This window comes from Citreicoccus inhibens, from assembly GCF_019039035.1.
In the GTDB taxonomy this organism is placed as follows: domain Bacteria; phylum Myxococcota; class Myxococcia; order Myxococcales; family Myxococcaceae; genus Citreicoccus; species Citreicoccus inhibens.
On record NZ_JAHNZT010000040.1, the window covers coordinates 1 to 15,055 of the forward strand.

At 68.9% G+C, this 15,055-nt stretch carries 16 protein-coding genes and 4 tRNA genes; 6 read left to right on the forward strand and 14 right to left on the reverse strand.

Features of this window, described 5'->3' with window-relative positions; all coding sequences use genetic code 11:
- From KRR26_RS31055 to KRR26_RS31100, 10 genes are all read right to left on the reverse strand, one after another.
- On the reverse strand, window positions 1–117 hold a 117-nt coding region (locus KRR26_RS31055), incomplete at its 3' end, for a GTP-binding protein (protein ID WP_217081601.1).
- A gap of 16 nt (window positions 118–133) precedes the next feature.
- Window positions 134–209 (reverse strand) — tRNA-Thr (locus KRR26_RS31060).
- Window positions 210–230: 21 nt separating this feature from the next.
- Window positions 231–306: transfer RNA gene (locus KRR26_RS31065), tRNA-Gly, on the reverse strand.
- Window positions 307–315: 9 nt separating this feature from the next.
- Window positions 316–399: transfer RNA gene (locus KRR26_RS31070), tRNA-Tyr, on the reverse strand.
- Window positions 400–482: 83 nt separating this feature from the next.
- Window positions 483–555 (reverse strand) — tRNA-Thr (locus KRR26_RS31075).
- A 133-nt stretch (window positions 556–688) separates the two neighbouring features.
- Window positions 689–1,492 carry a 23S rRNA (guanosine(2251)-2'-O)-methyltransferase RlmB gene (gene rlmB / locus KRR26_RS31080; RefSeq protein WP_217081576.1) on the reverse strand — a complete coding sequence of 268 codons (804 nt, stop codon included), beginning with the start codon at window positions 1,490–1,492 and terminating at the stop codon, window positions 689–691.
- A 3-nt stretch (window positions 1,493–1,495) separates the two neighbouring features.
- Entirely contained in the window at window positions 1,496–1,942 is a 447-nt protein-coding gene (locus tag KRR26_RS31085; protein ID WP_120206766.1) for a hypothetical protein, read from the reverse strand.
- 67 nt (window positions 1,943–2,009) lie between these two features.
- A complete protein-coding gene (locus KRR26_RS31090) occupies window positions 2,010–2,984 on the reverse strand; it encodes an ATP-grasp domain-containing protein (RefSeq protein WP_120206767.1) in 975 nt (324 codons plus the stop codon).
- A gap of 78 nt (window positions 2,985–3,062) precedes the next feature.
- A complete protein-coding gene (gene cglB / locus KRR26_RS31095; RefSeq protein WP_120206768.1) occupies window positions 3,063–4,370 on the reverse strand; it encodes an adventurous gliding motility lipoprotein CglB in 1,308 nt (435 codons plus the stop codon).
- Between the two features lie 243 nt (window positions 4,371–4,613).
- Window positions 4,614–5,006, reverse strand: coding sequence for a DsrE family protein (locus tag KRR26_RS31100; protein ID WP_120206769.1), 393 nt, complete (start codon window positions 5,004–5,006; stop codon window positions 4,614–4,616).
- A gap of 82 nt (window positions 5,007–5,088) precedes the next feature.
- On the opposite strand from KRR26_RS31100, the gene KRR26_RS31105 reads away from it, so the two are divergent.
- From KRR26_RS31105 to hrpB, 4 genes are read left to right on the forward strand one after another with little or no spacing between them, the layout of a single operon-like run.
- Window positions 5,089–5,736, forward strand: a complete 648-nt coding sequence (locus tag KRR26_RS31105; protein ID WP_217081577.1) for a HEAT repeat domain-containing protein — start codon at window positions 5,089–5,091, stop codon at window positions 5,734–5,736.
- 59 nt (window positions 5,737–5,795) lie between these two features.
- The gene (locus KRR26_RS31110; RefSeq protein WP_217081578.1) at window positions 5,796–6,500 is read left to right on the forward strand and encodes an HAD family hydrolase; all 705 of its coding nucleotides are present in this window, start codon (window positions 5,796–5,798) and stop codon (window positions 6,498–6,500) included.
- Window positions 6,501–6,540: 40 nt separating this feature from the next.
- Window positions 6,541–7,677 carry a hypothetical protein gene (locus KRR26_RS31115; protein WP_217081579.1) on the forward strand — a complete coding sequence of 379 codons (1,137 nt, stop codon included), beginning with the start codon at window positions 6,541–6,543 and terminating at the stop codon, window positions 7,675–7,677.
- Between the two features lie 40 nt (window positions 7,678–7,717).
- Window positions 7,718–10,285 (forward strand): ATP-dependent helicase HrpB, encoded by a 2,568-nt coding sequence (gene hrpB / locus KRR26_RS31120; protein ID WP_120206773.1) that lies wholly within the window; start codon window positions 7,718–7,720, stop codon window positions 10,283–10,285.
- Window positions 10,286–10,297: 12 nt separating this feature from the next.
- On the opposite strand, the gene KRR26_RS31125 is transcribed toward hrpB, so the two are convergent.
- Entirely contained in the window at window positions 10,298–10,777 is a 480-nt protein-coding gene (locus tag KRR26_RS31125) for a GNAT family N-acetyltransferase (protein ID WP_120206774.1), read from the reverse strand.
- 187 nt (window positions 10,778–10,964) lie between these two features.
- Here KRR26_RS31125 and KRR26_RS31130 point away from each other — a divergent pair, with 187 nt between their 5' ends.
- Together KRR26_RS31130 and KRR26_RS31135 are read left to right on the forward strand one after the other, a co-directional pair.
- Complete coding sequence (locus KRR26_RS31130; RefSeq protein WP_120206775.1) at window positions 10,965–12,017, forward strand: hypothetical protein; 1,053 nt, start codon at window positions 10,965–10,967, stop codon at window positions 12,015–12,017.
- Window positions 12,018–12,420: 403 nt separating this feature from the next.
- Complete coding sequence (locus KRR26_RS31135; protein WP_233577064.1) at window positions 12,421–12,945, forward strand: hypothetical protein; 525 nt, start codon at window positions 12,421–12,423, stop codon at window positions 12,943–12,945.
- A 77-nt stretch (window positions 12,946–13,022) separates the two neighbouring features.
- On the opposite strand, the gene fdxA is transcribed toward KRR26_RS31135, so the two are convergent.
- The 3 genes from fdxA to KRR26_RS31150 form a co-directional block, all read right to left on the reverse strand.
- On the reverse strand, window positions 13,023–13,358 hold the full coding sequence (gene fdxA / locus KRR26_RS31140) for a ferredoxin FdxA (RefSeq protein WP_120206777.1): 336 nt from the start codon (window positions 13,356–13,358) through the stop codon (window positions 13,023–13,025).
- A gap of 112 nt (window positions 13,359–13,470) precedes the next feature.
- Window positions 13,471–14,559, reverse strand: a complete 1,089-nt coding sequence (gene asd, locus KRR26_RS31145) for an aspartate-semialdehyde dehydrogenase (protein WP_217081581.1) — start codon at window positions 14,557–14,559, stop codon at window positions 13,471–13,473.
- Between the two features lie 68 nt (window positions 14,560–14,627).
- Window positions 14,628–14,978 carry a rhodanese-like domain-containing protein gene (locus KRR26_RS31150; RefSeq protein ID WP_217081582.1) on the reverse strand — a complete coding sequence of 117 codons (351 nt, stop codon included), beginning with the start codon at window positions 14,976–14,978 and terminating at the stop codon, window positions 14,628–14,630.
- Between the last annotated feature and the right edge of the window lie 77 nt (window positions 14,979–15,055).

A 15,055-nucleotide genomic window follows, 5' to 3' on the forward strand; every position in this document is an offset into this window, starting at 1 on the left:
GCTCTTGGCCAGCACCTTCGTGATGGCCGCCGTCAGCGACGTCTTGCCGTGGTCCACGTGCCCAATCGTTCCGATGTTCACGTGGGGAAGGCTACGATCGAACTTTTCCTTGGACATGACACTCCTCGAAAAATGGAGCCCTGAACCAGGATTGAACTGGTGACCTCATCCTTACCAAGGATGCGCTCTGCCAACTGAGCTATCAGGGCTTGGCGATTCACTACAACGATTGGAGCGGGAAATGGGATTCGAACCCACGACATTCAGCTTGGAAGGCTGACGCTCTACCAACTGAGCTATTCCCGCGTTGCCGAGTGGAGGGAGATGGATTCGAACCATCGAAGGCGTAGAGCCGGCAGATTTACAGTCTGCTCCCTTTGGCCGCTTGGGTATCCCTCCAGATATTCCCTTGTCCCTACATACATCATACTGCCGACTTCACCCACACAACTCGGGCCCTTGTCCGCGGCCCCGTCCTGCTTGGCCGGCGGCGGGACTTGAACCCGCGACCTACTGATTACAAATCAGTTGCTCTACCGACTGAGCTACACCGGCATTCGTCCAGCAACCGCCCCGCCGCCCTACCCTGTTCCGCAGGCTCCGTCAACCACCCGGCACCGGCGTGCGAGGCGCGCCCTTTTAGAAGTCCCCATCGCTCAAGTCAAGGAGATTGATCCTTGGCGGGAGCTCAGGAGCGAGGGCCGCTCCGCTGACGCGCGACCTCGTATAGCAGAATCGCGGCAGAAACCGACGCATTGAGTGAACCCACGCGTCCCGCCATGGGGATCCGCAGCCGGAAGTCGCAGTGCTTGAGCACGCCTTCTCGCACGCCCGAGCCCTCCGCGCCCACGACGAGCGCCAGTGGGCCGTCCAGCCGAGCAGTCCAGAGGGAGTCCGTGCCCCCCACGTCCGCGGCTGCGACCCAGAGTCCAGCGGTCTTCAGTTCCTCCAGCGCGCGGGAGACGTTGGTGACTCGCGCGACGGGGCAGTGTTCGACCGCGCCCGCTGAGGCCTTCGCCACCGTGCCCGTCACCTGTACCGCGCGGTCCTTGGCGATGACGACGCCATGCGCGCCCAAGGCATAGGCGGACCGGATGATGGCACCCAGGTTGTGTGGATCCTGAACGCCGTCCAGCACGACCACCAAGGGGGGCTGTCCCTTCTGCTTCGCCGCCTCCAGGACATCTTCCAGCTCCACGTAGCGGAAGCCGCGCATCTCGGCGAGGACGCCTTGGTGCACGCCTCCGTCCGCCATGGCGGACAGACGCTCCCGCGGGACTCGCTCCACCCGAATGCCCGCGTCGCGCGCCCGACTCAGGAGTTCGCCCGCCGCGCGGTCGCCCACCTGCCCCTCGACGATGTAGAGCCGGTCCACCTCGTCCGGACGCGCCCGCAGGGCCTCCAGCACGGGGTTGACGCCATACACGTGGCGCTGCGACTCGTTGCCGCCGCGCTCCCGCTCACCACGACCCTTGGACGGACGCTCGCGCATGCCCTACTGGACCTCGACCGGGACGGAAATGGTCTTCTGCTGCTTGGCGCAGAGCTTCTCCGTGCAGATGAAGAAGGTCAGCTTGGCATCCACCGAGCCCTTGCCCGCGGCGCCCGCCGTGAACGGCACTTCGAAGCGCGGATCCACGAACTGCGCGCCCGAGGGCTTCTTCGCCACCGAGTCCTCGCGGGTCAGCTTCTCCTTCGCGGGCGTCACCTGGTTCCCCTTCAGCTCGAGCTTCAAGGGGGCGTCCTCGGAGACGTGCGAGCCGCCCTTCGTCTTGATGGCCAGGACGAACGTGCCGCTCTGCCCCGCCTTCACCTGGGCCGTAGAGCCCGCGGTGCTGACCTCGTAGAAGCTGGTAGGGTCCACGTCCTGGGCGAGCGCGGGTGCGACGGCCAGCGCCACCCAGAGGGCGGCCACGGGAGAGAGGCGTTGGATGCGCGGCATGGTTCGTCTCCTGGTATGCGGGTGCTCCGTATCACGAGGCGTGGGACGGTAGGCGAGCCGATTCTCTTCAGCCACCACCCGACCCTGCCTTGGGAGGCCGTCCAGCCCCCTTGCGCCCTGGGAGCAGCACCGGCGACACCTCGGGCTCAGGCACGGACACGGGAGGGGCGCCGCCGATCAGCGCCTCGGTGCGCGCGATGATGGCGCCCGCCAGGTCCATGCCGGTGGCGGCCTCCATCTCTGGCAGTGAGGGCGAGCTGTTCACCTCGAACACCTTGGGCTCGCCCTGGACATCCAGCATGTCCACGGCGGCCACCTCCAGTCCGACCAGCCGAGCGGCCTTCTCCGCGATGGCTCGCTGACCGGGCGACAGCTCGAGCGCTTCGAGTCGCGCTCCCTTGTTCAGCGTATGGGACAGGCGCCCTGGCCGTGGACGCCGCCGCACCGCGGCGACCGCGCAGCCTCCGACCACGAGCACGCGGACATCCTGGCCCGTGCTCTTCACGTACTCCTGCATCACGAGGTTGTGCCCCAGGCCGAGCACCGCCTCCAAGGCTGCCTCCAGGGATTGGACGCTCTCGCAGACCATGACGCCGTGCTTCTCCTGGCCCTGGAGCAGCTTCACCAGCACGGGCACACCGCCCACGAGCCCCACCATCTCCTTGAGGTGGGCGGCATCGCGGGCCATCACCGTGGCGGGGATGCTGATTCCATGCGCGGACAAGAGCTGCAGCGAGCGCATCTTGTTGCGCGACTGCGCGATGGCCTGCGCGTGGTTGACGAGTGGAACTCGCGCGAGACCGAACTGGTTCACCACCGCCAGTCCGTACGTGCTGATGGACAGGGCGATGCGCGGGATGACGCCGTCCGTGGGGGCGAGCTTCTTCCGATCGTAGAAGAGCGTCGCGCTCCGGCCGTCCAACAGCATCTGGACTCGCAGCGGATTGAGGACGCGAACCCGGTGTCCTCGTGCGCGCCCTGCCTCGACGAGCCGTCGAGTGGACGGGATGGAAGCTGCGCGCGAGAGGACAGTGATTTTCATGGGCGAGGCGGCGGAGCGGAGCGACGGTCCTATAGCCCTCGCTCCGCCTCGGGTAAAGCCACCCGCCCGACTCCCTGTCTAGTGCTTGCGGATCGCGCGCACTTCGACTGTCACGGGCGCTTCCGGACGCGAGGCCTTGAGTTGCTCGCAGGTGCCGCCCTTGAAGCTCACGCCGTCCGCGGTCAGCTCCCACGTGTCGGCGCCCGCGGGGACGCTCTTGTCGTTGACGTAGACGACGATGAGCTTGGGATCCTCGGGGATCTCGTAGCTCTTCATCTTGAAGAGGCAGGGGTCCTTGATCACGAGCTTGTTGCTGATCGCCTCCAGTGCGGCCGCCAGTTCCTGCTGGTTGCCCGCCTGATAGAAGTGGCGCCGGCAGAAGCGCGTCGAGGGGTCACAGCTGTCGCCCGAGCCGCAGTCGGTCTGCTGCGTGGCCTCCGTGCAGGGCTGGAACCGGGCGAACTCGCCAGCGTCCGACACCGCGTTCAGCACCTCGGTCCCGACGCCGTTGTTCGTCTCGGCGCCGAAGCCGATGACGATGGTGCGGATCCCCTTGTCCTTGCGCAGCGCCCGAGCGGCCTGCACCGAGGCGTCCAGGTCCAGGCACCCCGCCTTGCGGTAGCTGCCCGAGCACTGGGACGCGTTGTCGAACGTGCACCGGCACTCGGCGCTGGGCCCTTCGATGGCGTTGTTGAAGTTGCAGTTGGGCAGACCGTCCGTCAACAGGATGACGAACTGATCGCGGTCATCCTTGTCGGGGGCGTTGAAGCTGGCGAGCCCGCTGACGAACGTCAGGCTGCCGCTCGTGGGCGTACCACCCGCGGGCATCCCCACGCCGGCGTTCGGAATGGACTGGATGAGGGTGTTGATGGTGCTCGCGTGCGCGAGCAGCGAGTCATCATCCTCGCCGCTGGCCGGCAGGTCCTTGCGAACCGAGACCGCTGTCGCCGCGGCGCAGGACTCCGCCGCCGTCGCCGAGCCCGTGGAGTCGGGCGGAGGGACGGGATAGGTGGTCAGGCCGAAGCGCAGGAGCTTTCCACTGTTGGCCAGGAAGGGCCCCATGGCCGCCTGGAGATCAGACCACCGCGTCGGGCACTTGGAGGTGTCACACGGGGTGTCCTTGCCTCCGCAGGTCGCTCCCGACGGCAGCTTGCACAGCGCGGACGACGGATTCACCGGGTCGGTCATCGAGCCGGACGTGTCCACGAGGAGCATGACGTTGGGCTTGCTGCGCTTGGCCTTGATCACATCCTCGACCGTCGTCTGCGCGATCGAGAGCGGATCCACGGGTTCGAAGTCGTACGTCTGGCAGCCAGCGAACAGCGTGCTTCCCATCACGACAATGCCGGCAAGCAGGGCGCTCAGGGGGGACTTGGTGGCGCGCATAAGCGTGCGTCTGTTCCTTCCGGCGGACTCGGCGCTCCGCGCGGTGTGGGGTTTCCAATGAGGGGACTGCGGAACTGCGTGTGGCCAGAGTAGCGCGCGACTCGGGGCGGGCGCTACAGCCTCAGAGGCCCACGCCCGAGGCGTTCAGTCAGGAGTGCCAAGTTGCAGCCGCAGCCGATGACCGCGGGCTTACACTGCACCCTGCCCCACACTGCCCCCGTGCTCGTGGGCTGAGACCCGGACCTAGAGCGCGAGCACGCGCGCGCCCTCCGTCAGACGCCACATCGATGCGAGCCCCATGACCTCGTCCAGGGTGCCCTCCAGTTCCTGGGGCGTGAACCCGCAGATGCGTACGGTCGTGTCGCACGCGATGAGCCGAGCACCGAGCGCCCGCGCCTCCTCCAGCATTCGCGCGGGAGTGGGCACTCCCAGGCCCTCGGCGCGCGCGAGTTCCGTGCGCTCCCGCTCACTGTGCGCCAGCCCGAAGCTTCCGCGCACCAGCTGACGGAGGGCCTCGAACGCGAAGACGACGTACACCTCGTCCCCCATCGCGGCGGCGGTGATTCCCATGGAGGCCGCCTGGAAAGCGGGTTCATAACTGGCGTGTTGAAGAAAGAAGAAGACGCGTCCGGCCATGGCGCGGGCACAATACCGGGATCGAGTCCCGAGGGGCAGGCGACGTATAACCTGGGACATCGCTTCGACCGGGGAGTTCCGCATGCCGACACCGCTGCTCCTCACGTCCCCAGGGCTTCGCTCGCGCACCTCGCTCGCGCGCAGGTGGCTCGTGGGGTCCGCGCTGGGTGTGCTGGCCGTGGGTGGGCTGGCCGCCGAAGCCGCGCTCGCGCCCGTCACGCATTCCCTCTCCGTCGACGCGGCCCCATCCACCGAGGGGGGGCTGCGAGACCGGGTCCTTGGACTGCTGGAGCACAGCCCGCTTGAAGAGGGCGCCCGTGAGCAGTGGCGTGAACTCGGCACGGGTGCGGTCCCGATCCTCGCGGAGCTTGCGAAGAGCCACGATGTCCCCAGTGAGCGGCGGGCGCTCGCCGTGGCGTCCCTGGCTGTCGTAGCGCCTCCCCAGGGCGCGGACACCATCGGGGTTCTGCTGGCGGATCCGCATGCGCCCTCCGAGGTCCGCGCGAGCGCCGCGGCGGCCCTGGGACGAAGCCTGGGCCTGGAGGCGACGTCGCCGCTTCTCGCGCAGTTGCAGGACCGAGACGCGCGGGTGCGGACGGCCGTGGCGCAAGCACTCGGCCGGCTGGGTGGACAGGAGGTCCGGCAAGCCCTGGAGGACCAGGTCGCCCTGGAGGAGAGCGCCCAGGTCCGCGAGGCCCTGCAGCGCAGCCTCACGCTGACCGAGCCCTGAAGTCCTCGGACGACGGCAAGATACGCGCGGGGCTCGCGTCGGCCTGGGCCTTCCGTTAGATGGGGGCCATGCGTCCCACCGTTCTCCTCTTCGACATCGACGGAACCCTGGTCACCACTGGCGGCGCTGGACGGCGCTCGATGGAGCTGGCCTTCGAGAAGCTCCACGGCCGCCGCGATGCCTGCGACTCCTTCAGTATGTCGGGAATGACCGACCGGGCCATCGTTCGCAAGGCGCTGAGCATCATCGGCGCCCCCGTGTCCGAGCAGGCCATCTCGGCGGTCGTCGATAGCTACGTCGCGCACCTTTCCGAGGAGGTCCACAAAGTGGATGACTCGGCGTTCCGCGTGCACCCCGGCATGCGGGAGGCCGTCCATGCGGCTCGCGCTCGCGCGGGTTTCGCAGTGGGACTGGGAACTGGCAACGTGCGCCCCGGAGCTCGAGTCAAACTGGAGCGCGTGCGCATCCATGATCAGTTCTCCTTTGGTGGCTTCGGCTGCGACCACGAGGACCGCGTGGAGCTGATCCGAGCCGGGGCCATGGCGGGCGCCGCGCAGTTCGGTGTCCCCTTCGCCGAATGCCGCGTCGTCATCATCGGAGACACGCCCAAGGACGTGCATGCAGCCAAGGGCATCGGTGCCGAGTGCATCGGCGTGGGCACGGGCAACTTCTCCGCTGCGCAGCTCCGGGAAGCCGGCGCCGAGTGGGCGTTCGCGGACTTCTCCGAGCCCGCCGCGCTGAGTGCCCTGCTCGATGGACGCTGAAGGTGTGCTATCTCCCGCCGCCCCGCCCAGGAGCCCGCTGATGTCTTCGACGCTCGAGTCCTATGAGCTGATCCGATTCGCCGAGGCCTTCGAGGCCCGGCTCGTGACCGCCGAAGAGATGCTCGCGGGCAGGTCGGGGCTCGACGAGGAGAAGCAGTGGCTGGCGACCGCCCTGGACCGGCTGCGGGTTGCTCGACAGCCCGCCCCGGCGATGCTCGCCCGCGTGAAGGACCTGCCCGAGTTGGAGGAGGCGCGCGAGGAGTACACGTTCGATCAGCAGGGGCGCTGGGTCGACACGCTCGAGAAGCTGCACGCGGGCATCACCTTCACCGCCAGCAGCCGAGCCCCTGTCATCGAGGCGCTCTTTCCGCACCTCAAGTTCCCACAGCTCCGTCGCGCGCCGCGTGAAGCCGTCACCGAGTTCGCCACGTCCTATGAGCGGAGGATGAAGAGCGCGTACGTCACGCGCATCTTCGCGCGCGAGGACTTCGCGCTGGTGCGCCCCGTGGTGGAGCAGGTCGTCGTCGCGCACGGCGCATGGCTCGCGAGCCTCACGCCCACGCCCATCGGCGAGGCGCAGGAGGCCGAGCTTCGCGAGGACCTGGTCTCGCTCGGCAGGCGGCTGGAGCAGGTGCTGAGGCAGGGGCGGTTGCTCGCCGAGGCCGCGCTCGTGCCCGTGCCGGGGCTCTTCGAGGCCGCCGGCCTCACCCTCAAGCCTCGCAAGCGCGCGGGCCGGGGACTGGCGCTCACGTCCGACGAGGGCATGGCGGAGTTCCTCGAAGGCGAGCCGGAAGCGGACACCGAGGGTTCGATCCTCTCGGAGGAGGGCGATGCACTCGCGACCGAGACGCCGCCCTCTTCGGATGAGACGGGTCCTTCCGAGCCCCCCACGGCGACGTCCGAAGCATTGGCCAGTGAGGAGCCCGAAGCGGCGGCTCTCGGTGCGCCCCCGCAGGAGTCCGCAGCCAGCGAGGTGATCCCCTCTCCAGATGCCAGCGACGCCGTGGCTGCGAGCGCGGAGCCTGCCCCGCCAGCCCGACGAGGGCGGCCGAAGAAGGTCGCGGCCTCCGAGGAGATGCCCGCCCCCAGTCCCGAGCCCACGAGCGAGGCGGAGGCCCCGCGTCGGGGCCGCCGCAAGAAGGCGGGCTCGACGACGCCCGAGACTGAAGCGCCCTGAGTTCCACCGTCCCCCACGTCGCGTAGCCCGAGGCCCTGTCATGGCGGACGTCGCCCTTCCCATCGATCCGCTCCTGCCGGAGATCGTCGCCACGCTGCGTGGCCATCGTTCGCTCGTGCTGGAAGCCGCCCCGGGCGCGGGAAAGACGACGCGCGTTCCGCGTGCGCTCCTGGAGGCGGGGCTCGGGGGCGGCAAGGAGATCATCGTCCTTCAACCGCGCCGCCTGCCCACCCGGCTCGCCGCGCAGCGCGTCTCCGAGGAGATGGGTGAGCGGGTGGGCGAGACGGTGGGCTACCAGGTCCGCTTCGAGGACGTGCGGGGGCCGAAGACCCGTTTGTCCTTCGTCACCGAAGGTGTGCTCGGCCGGCGGCTCCTCTCCGACAAGACGCTGCGCGACGTGGGCATCGTCGTGCTCGACGAGTTCCATGAGCGGCACCTGTCCGCGGACATCTCGCTCGCGATGCTCCGTCAGTTGCAAGAGACCGCGCGCCCCGACCTCAAGCTCGTGGTGATGTCCGCGACGCTGGAGGCCGAGCCCGTCCGGGCGTTCCTCGGTGGCGCCCCCTCGCTCAAGTCCGAGGGCCGTCGCTTCGACGTGGCCATTGAGTACCTTCCCACTCCCGACGAGCGGCACCTGGATCAACAGGTCCTGTCCGCCCTCAAGCGACTCTTCACCCAGGGCGTGGAGGGAGATGTGCTCGTCTTCCTCCCTGGCGCAGGGGAGATCCGCCGCGCCAAGGAGACGTGCGCCGAGTTCGCCGAGCGGCACGGCGCCGAGGTGCTGCCGCTGCACGGCGACCTCTCGCCAGCCGAACAGGACCGTGCGGTGCGCCGCAGTTCGCGCCGGAAGATCATCCTGTCCACCAACGTGGCGGAGACCTCCGTCACCATTGATGGCGTGGCGGTGGTCATCGACGCGGGACTGGCTCGCGTCGCTTCGCATTCTCCGTGGTCGGGGCTGCCCCAACTCAAGCTCACCAAGGTGAGCCGTGCCGCCGCCACCCAGCGTGCGGGCCGCGCCGGCCGTACTCGCGCGGGCATGTGCCTGCGGCTCTATACCCAGCACGACTTCGACGGTCGGCCCGAGCAGGAAGCCCCGGAGATCCGCCGCACGGATCTCGCGGAGACCATCCTCGCGCTGCGAGCCTCGGGCGCGACGGACCTGAGCCAGTTCCCTTTCTTCGAGCCTCCGCCCGCCGCGGCCCTCGATGCCGCAGAGCTCTTGCTTCGCCGGCTCGGGGCGGTCGACGCCTCGGGGCGCGTGACCGAGGTGGGCCAGCGGCTGCTTCGCTTCCCGGTTCACCCTCGGCAGGCCCGCGTCATCGTCGAGGGCGAGCGCCGTGGGGTGGGCGCGGATGCCGCCGTGCTCGCCGCGCTCATGGGCGAGCGGGACATCCGCCGGGAGGCGCGGGCCAACCTGGGCGGTGGCGGCTCGCGCGGCGCGGCGACGGTCAGTGGTCCATCCGACCTCTTGGAGTTGCTCGAGCGCTATCGCGAGGCCGAGCGCGCGAACTTCGCGTCCGGGCGCATGCACTCGCTCTCACTGGAGGCCGGCGCGGTTCAATCCGTCGAGCGGGTCCAGAAGCAACTCCGGCGACAAGTGCGCGAGCAGGGTCGACGCCCCGACACGGCCCAGGCCACCGAAGAAGCGCTGATGCTCAGCGTCCTCTCGGGATATCCGGATCGCGTGGCGCGCCGGCGGCGGGCTCGCGCTCCTGAGTTGGTGATGTTTGGCGGTGGCAGCACCACGCTCTCGGAGCTGAGCGTCGTGCAAGACGCGGAGTTGATGGTCGCGGTCGACGCCGAAGAGCGACCCGGCCGCGGCGCCCTGGTGCGACTGGCCAGCGCCATCGAGCCGCTCTGGCTCCTGGACCTCTATCCCGACGCCCTGGAGGAAGTGGACACGCTCCAGTGGAACCCCGAGTCGCGCCGTGTCGAGCGCCTCACGCGACTCGCGTACGGAAACCTCGTGCTGGAGGAGACGCGCACGCCCGCGCCCCCTTCCGAGGAGGCCGCCAAGGTCCTGGCCGGGGCCGCGCTCGCGGCGGGCCCCGAGCGCTTCGCCGAACCCGCCGCGCTGGAGCAGTGGCGCACCCGCGTGCAGTTGCTCGCGCAGGCCTTTCCCGAGGCGGGCTTCCCCACGGTGGACGCGACCCTCATGCGCGACGCGCTCGCCTCGCTGTGTGTGGGGGCGCGCAGCTTCGCGGACCTGGAGGGCGTCTCCTTGCTGGACGCGCTCTACGCGAAGCTCACGTCGGAGCAGCAGCGGCTGCTGGCCAACCATGCCCCCGAGCGCGTCACCCTGCCCGGAGGACGCGGCGTCCAGGTGCACTACGAGCCCAACAAGCCCCCCTGGGTCGAGTCACGGCTCCAGGACTTCTTCGGCATGGCGCAGGGACCGAGCGTGTGCGCGGGTCGCGTGCCGCTCGTGCTGCACCTGCTCGCGCCCAACATGCGCGCGGTGCAGGTCACCACGGACCTGGCGGGGTTCTGGGAGCGGCACTACCCCGCGCTGCGCAAGGAGCTGGGGCGCAGGTATCCGCGACACGCGTGGCCGGAGGATCCGCGACACGCGCAGCCGCCCGCGCCTCGACCTCCGAGGCGCTGAGCCGCGCGGCGACTACAGGCGCTTGTGCATCTCCAGGTGGTCGATGCCGCCCTCCTGGAACACAGGGCCGAGCGCCTCGTAGCCATGGCGCTTGTAGAACTCGAGCGCGTAGAGCTGCGCATGCAGCATCACGCCGCCGACGCCCCGGTTGCGGGCCTCGTTCTCCAGCATGATGAGGAGCTTGGAGCCGACCCGGGCCTTGCGGTGCGACTGGAGCACGGCCATGCGGCCAATCTGGCCCCACTTGCCCTGCTGGCCAGGAGGCGGCTCCGACATCATCACGAGTCGCCCCGTGCCGATGGCGTGACCTCCCTGGTAGGCGAGGACATGGAACGCGTTCGCGTCCTCGGCATCGCGCTCGATGCCCTCGGGAACGTGCTGTTCCTCGATGAACACCACCTCGCGAATGGCGAGCGCCTGCATCAGTTCCGCCTCGTCCTTGACCTGGGCGATGGTAACGGGCGCCGGGGATGTCTCGGGAGGAGTCGCCATATCGGAGCCAAGGTACACAAAAGGCAGGGAGGTCAACAGGCGGAAAAACAGGGGGGGCGCCCGGGCCGCGCGGTCGCATGAAGGGCCAGCGTCCACGCCTCGACCTCCAGGGTTGGACGTCTCACGCCCCACGCGGCCCCTGCCCTACCGCTCGCCTCGCGGGGCGCCGTGCTAACGTCGGTCGGTGATGCGCCGCACTGCCCTCACTGCCCTCTGCCTCAGTCTGCTGTCCGCGACCGCCACCGCTCAGCCCGAGGTCTTCTTCGGGCCAGGCGAGCCGCCCGAGTTCCGGGAGGCCGACATGGACAAGCGCTTCCTTCGCTCGCGCGTCAACCAAGCGCTCAACCAAGGGACGAGCGACGCGAACTGCGCGCAGTTGGTGGGGGCGCTCCTGACGATGCTCGGCGAGACCGCGCCGACGCTCCACAAGCGCGACGAGAACTTCTACGTGGATCCGATGCTGCTCCAGGTCCTGGGCACGCAGCTCTCCACGCCTCGCTTCCCCGCCAACATCTACTTCGTGTCCATGGTGCGCCGGGTGCTCATCGACAAGAAGCTCTCTGATGAGTGGTTGAAGACGGCGGAGGCGCTGGCGCCGTACTACCCCGCCATGGACCTGGACAAGCTGCGCTTCCTCGCCACGGGCGTGAAGCCGGTGGACAGCTTCCTGTTCACCCTGCCCGCGCTGCGCGACCGCTATGAGGTGGAGGTGACGCGCGCCAACGCCACCGTCTCGGGCACCGCCGAGGCGCTCTTCCGCGACAACTACCTGGACCATGAGGTCGCGTTCGGCGGCCTGGAGTTCGTGGACGCCAAGTTGGAGAAGCCCAAGAAGAAGCGGCTCAAGAAGGGCGAGGAGCCGGAGGCCCCGGCGCTCGTGGCCCACCTCCTCTGGTACCTCCCGGTGCCGCCCGAGCAGCGGTCCATGATCGTCCTCGACTACGGGAAGCCCAAGAAGCGGCCTTCGGTGAACATCACTGCGCGACTGCTGGACTCGCAGTTCCTCGATCTGGCGCGCGTTCCCAAGGGGTCTCGCCTGATGGCGCGCGGACGGCTCTGGGAGTTCAAGAAGGCCGTCACCGAGGTGGAGCTGCGCGACGCACTGCTCTTCCAGGATCGCGATTGGTCGCAGGGCGCGAACCTCGCGGATCCGAACGCCGTGGCGGCCTGTCCGCTGGCGTTCAATGACCTGACCGGCCTGGCGCCGGTGCAGCCCGGCGGATTCGGCAACCGTCGCTGAGCGCGCATCTCGTGGCGGGACGCCCGTCCCGCTGCGCGCACCCGCCGCCCCCCGGACCCAAGGGGCGCGCGCATGGCACGTCCCCTGCTCTGTCTCGTGCGCTCCCACCACGAGGCATGACATGAAGGTCGATGGCCCCGACGCTCCCTCACGCGAATCCCCAGCGAACTCCGAGCGCTTTCGCGACGTCCTCCAGCGAGCGGATCCGCGTCGTCCCCCGCCCGCATCACGAGCGCCCTCTCCGCCCGGTGACGCCTCGATGCGCGGCCCCAAGAAGCCGGGCAACGCGCCCGCTCGCGCGCTGGGACCACCGACGGTCCGACCCAGTGGAGCATTCGTCGCGACCCAACGGAGTGCCTTCTCACTCGGCAGCACCACGGCACTCGGACAGGCGCGGCAGTCCATGCATGTCGAGGCCCACCGCCTGAGCACGGTGCGCGGAGAGGCGCACGCGATGGGGCAACAACGCAACGACCAGCGCGCCTCGGAGCTCATCGAGAAAGAGCTGCGGCGCACGCATCCAGAGCCCTCAGCTATCCGGAGCCCGAGCACACGCCCCGACGGAGACGGGTCCGCTCCCTCAAGTCTGGCCCCGGTGCGCCCACCGCCGAGCGATAACCCCGTCCAGGCCGCGGGCGGGGCTCCTCCACCGCAGTCGGGTGCCATCATCGAAGCGCCCACCCGGGCCGAAGCGGCCCTCGCGTTGATCGAACGCATCGAGGTGCTCGTGAAGGCCCAGCGGCCCGCGCTCAGCCTCAGCTTGCGAGGCGCGATGGAAGCCACCGTCGAGGTCCAGCGAACGGGCCCCCGAGAGATCGCGCTCCACATCCAAGGCCGCCAACGTCCCCTCGCGGGTGAGGACCTCTCGCGGCTGACCTCCGCGCTGGAAGCACGCGGCTTGCGGCTGCGCACCGTGCGCTCGGAGTGAGCCCGCGGGCCGCAATGACAAAGGCCCTCGCGCCGTGGAGCGCAAGGGCCTTTCTTGGAACCACGAAGGACGGTCGCTCAGTGACCCGGCTTCGGATCCAACTCGGAGCGCTTGCCTTCCTTGGTCTTGAAGTCCTCGGCCTCGGGCAGCGCGTCCTTCTTCTCGGTGATGTTGGGCCACGAGCCCGAGAAGTCGGCGTTGAGCTTCTTGTACTCCGCCCACTTCGCGGGGAGCTCCGTCTCCGGGAAGATGGCCTTGGTGGGGCACACCGGCTCGCAGGCGCCGCAGTCAATGCACTCGTCCGGGTGGATCACCAGGAAGTTGGCACCCTCATAGAAGCAGTTGACCGGGCACACCTCGACACAGTCGGTGTACTTGCACTTGATGCATGGCTCGGCGACGACGTAGGCCATTGAGAACTCCTCTTAAAAGCGGATTTCAGCGCGTCCGTGGGCGCGCAGATTAGACCGTTTGCACTGAGGCTGACACCCGGAATCTGGGGGGCGAGCCATGCACGGGGCTCGCTCAGCCCAGCAATCCCTGGGCACGCAGCATTTCGGCGGCGAGGATGGCGCCGCAGGCGGCTCCCATCTTCGTGTTGTGGGAGACGAGCACGTACTTGAAGCCGTTCTCCAGCACACCATCTTCGCGCACGCGCCCGACGCTGGTGTTCATGCCACCGTACACGTCGCGATCCAACCGAGGCTGGGGGCGGAACGGGTCATCGTGGACATGGATCCAGTGCGGCGGCGCGGAGGGCAGGTCGCGCGACACCTCGACGCCCTTCCACTCGCGCATGGCCTGGACGACCTCCTCGACGCTCGCCTTCTTCCCGAGCGAGACGAAGACGGACTCGGTGTGTCCCTCGAGCACGGCCACGCGGGTGCACGTGCAGGAGACGCGCACGTCATGAGGCGACAGCGCGGAGCCATCGGGACGCAGCGCGCCGAGGATCTTCTTGGTCTCCACCTCGACCTTCCCCTCCTCCTTCGGGATGTAGGGGATGACGTTGTCGAGGATGTCCATGCCGATGACGCCCGGGGAGCGACCGGCGCCCGAGATGGCCTGGAGGCTGGTCATCAGCACGGCCTTCACTCCGAAGCGCTCGATGAGCGGAGCGAGCGTGATGGCCAGGCCCGTGGTGGTGCAGTTGGGCATGGGCGCGATGAAGCCCTTCCAGCCGCGGCGCTTCTGCTGCTCGCGGATCAGCGGCGCGTGCGCGGCGTTGATGGGCGGAATCAGCAGCGGCACGTCGTCGTCGTAGCGGAACGCGCTGGCGGCGGAGATGACCGGGATGTCCCGGGCGAGGCGCGGCTCCAGCTCCCGAGCGACATCCGCCTCGACAGCGGAGAAGGCCAGATCGAAGTCCTTCGCCTGGACCGCGTCACCGCTGATGACCTTCATGCCCGCGACCGAGGGTGACAGCGGCTCGGAGATGAACCAGGCCGTCATCCCATTGGCGGTGCGCAGCGCCTCCGCGTACGTCTTCCCCGCGGAGCGCGGAGACGCGGCGAGACCCGCGAGCTCGATGAAGGGGTGGTTCTTCAGGCCAGCGATGAACTGCTGGCCCGCGAGTCCGGTGGCGCCAATGAGAACAGCGCGCAGCTTGGCCATGGTCAGGGTTCTCCAGGGGGGCGGTCGACCGCTGCATACACCCTTTCACGACGCGCTGCATCCGCTCCTCACGGAGGCGCGCAGGGAGGCGCGGCCGGGTGGCGCTCGGTGGGGTAGCCGGCGCCCATCCACGCCAGCAGACCTCCGGACAGACACACCGCGTCGCGTCCATGGGCGCGCAGCAGTCGGCAGAGTTCCCAGGTATCCGCGCCATCCACGGCACAGCCACAGAGGATGATGAGCTCGTCGTCCGGAAGGATTGCCAGGTCGAGGGCAATCTCCGCGGCGGTCATCCGCAGCGCACCGGGAATCTGGGCCTCGAAGCGCACCCAGTCCTCCGCGCCGCGGCAATCGAGCACGAGGACGTCATCGTCCCCGAGGCGGGCATACAGCTCGTCGATGATGATGGTGGGCTCCACGGACCCTCCGCGTGGTGTCATCCCTCGCGGAGCAACCCGGGGCGTCTGCCCTTTGTTCCTGCCCGCCCGCCTGCCCG

Bases quoted from the DNA above. Each gene is read 5' to 3' on its own strand.
- KRR26_RS31135 (WP_233577064.1), top strand. From the start codon at position 12,421: ATGCATGTCGAGGCCCACCGCCTGAGCACGGTGCGCGGAGAGGCGCAC.
- KRR26_RS31100 (WP_120206769.1), bottom strand. From the start codon at position 5,006: ATGGCCGGACGCGTCTTCTTCTTTCTTCAACACGCCAGTTATGAACCC.
- rlmB (WP_217081576.1), bottom strand. From the start codon at position 1,492: ATGCGCGAGCGTCCGTCCAAGGGTCGTGGTGAGCGGGAGCGCGGCGGC.
- KRR26_RS31105 (WP_217081577.1), top strand. From the start codon at position 5,089: ATGCCGACACCGCTGCTCCTCACGTCCCCAGGGCTTCGCTCGCGCACC.
- KRR26_RS31090 (WP_120206767.1), bottom strand. From the start codon at position 2,984: ATGAAAATCACTGTCCTCTCGCGCGCAGCTTCCATCCCGTCCACTCGA.
- KRR26_RS31130 (WP_120206775.1), top strand. From the start codon at position 10,965: ATGCGCCGCACTGCCCTCACTGCCCTCTGCCTCAGTCTGCTGTCCGCG.
- asd (WP_217081581.1), bottom strand. From the start codon at position 14,559: ATGGCCAAGCTGCGCGCTGTTCTCATTGGCGCCACCGGACTCGCGGGC.
- hrpB (WP_120206773.1), top strand. From the start codon at position 7,718: ATGGCGGACGTCGCCCTTCCCATCGATCCGCTCCTGCCGGAGATCGTC.
- KRR26_RS31085 (WP_120206766.1), bottom strand. From the start codon at position 1,942: ATGCCGCGCATCCAACGCCTCTCTCCCGTGGCCGCCCTCTGGGTGGCG.
- KRR26_RS31115 (WP_217081579.1), top strand. From the start codon at position 6,541: ATGTCTTCGACGCTCGAGTCCTATGAGCTGATCCGATTCGCCGAGGCC.
- fdxA (WP_120206777.1), bottom strand. From the start codon at position 13,358: ATGGCCTACGTCGTCGCCGAGCCATGCATCAAGTGCAAGTACACCGAC.
- KRR26_RS31125 (WP_120206774.1), bottom strand. From the start codon at position 10,777: ATGGCGACTCCTCCCGAGACATCCCCGGCGCCCGTTACCATCGCCCAG.
- KRR26_RS31110 (WP_217081578.1), top strand. From the start codon at position 5,796: ATGGGGGCCATGCGTCCCACCGTTCTCCTCTTCGACATCGACGGAACC.
- cglB (WP_120206768.1), bottom strand. From the start codon at position 4,370: ATGCGCGCCACCAAGTCCCCCCTGAGCGCCCTGCTTGCCGGCATTGTC.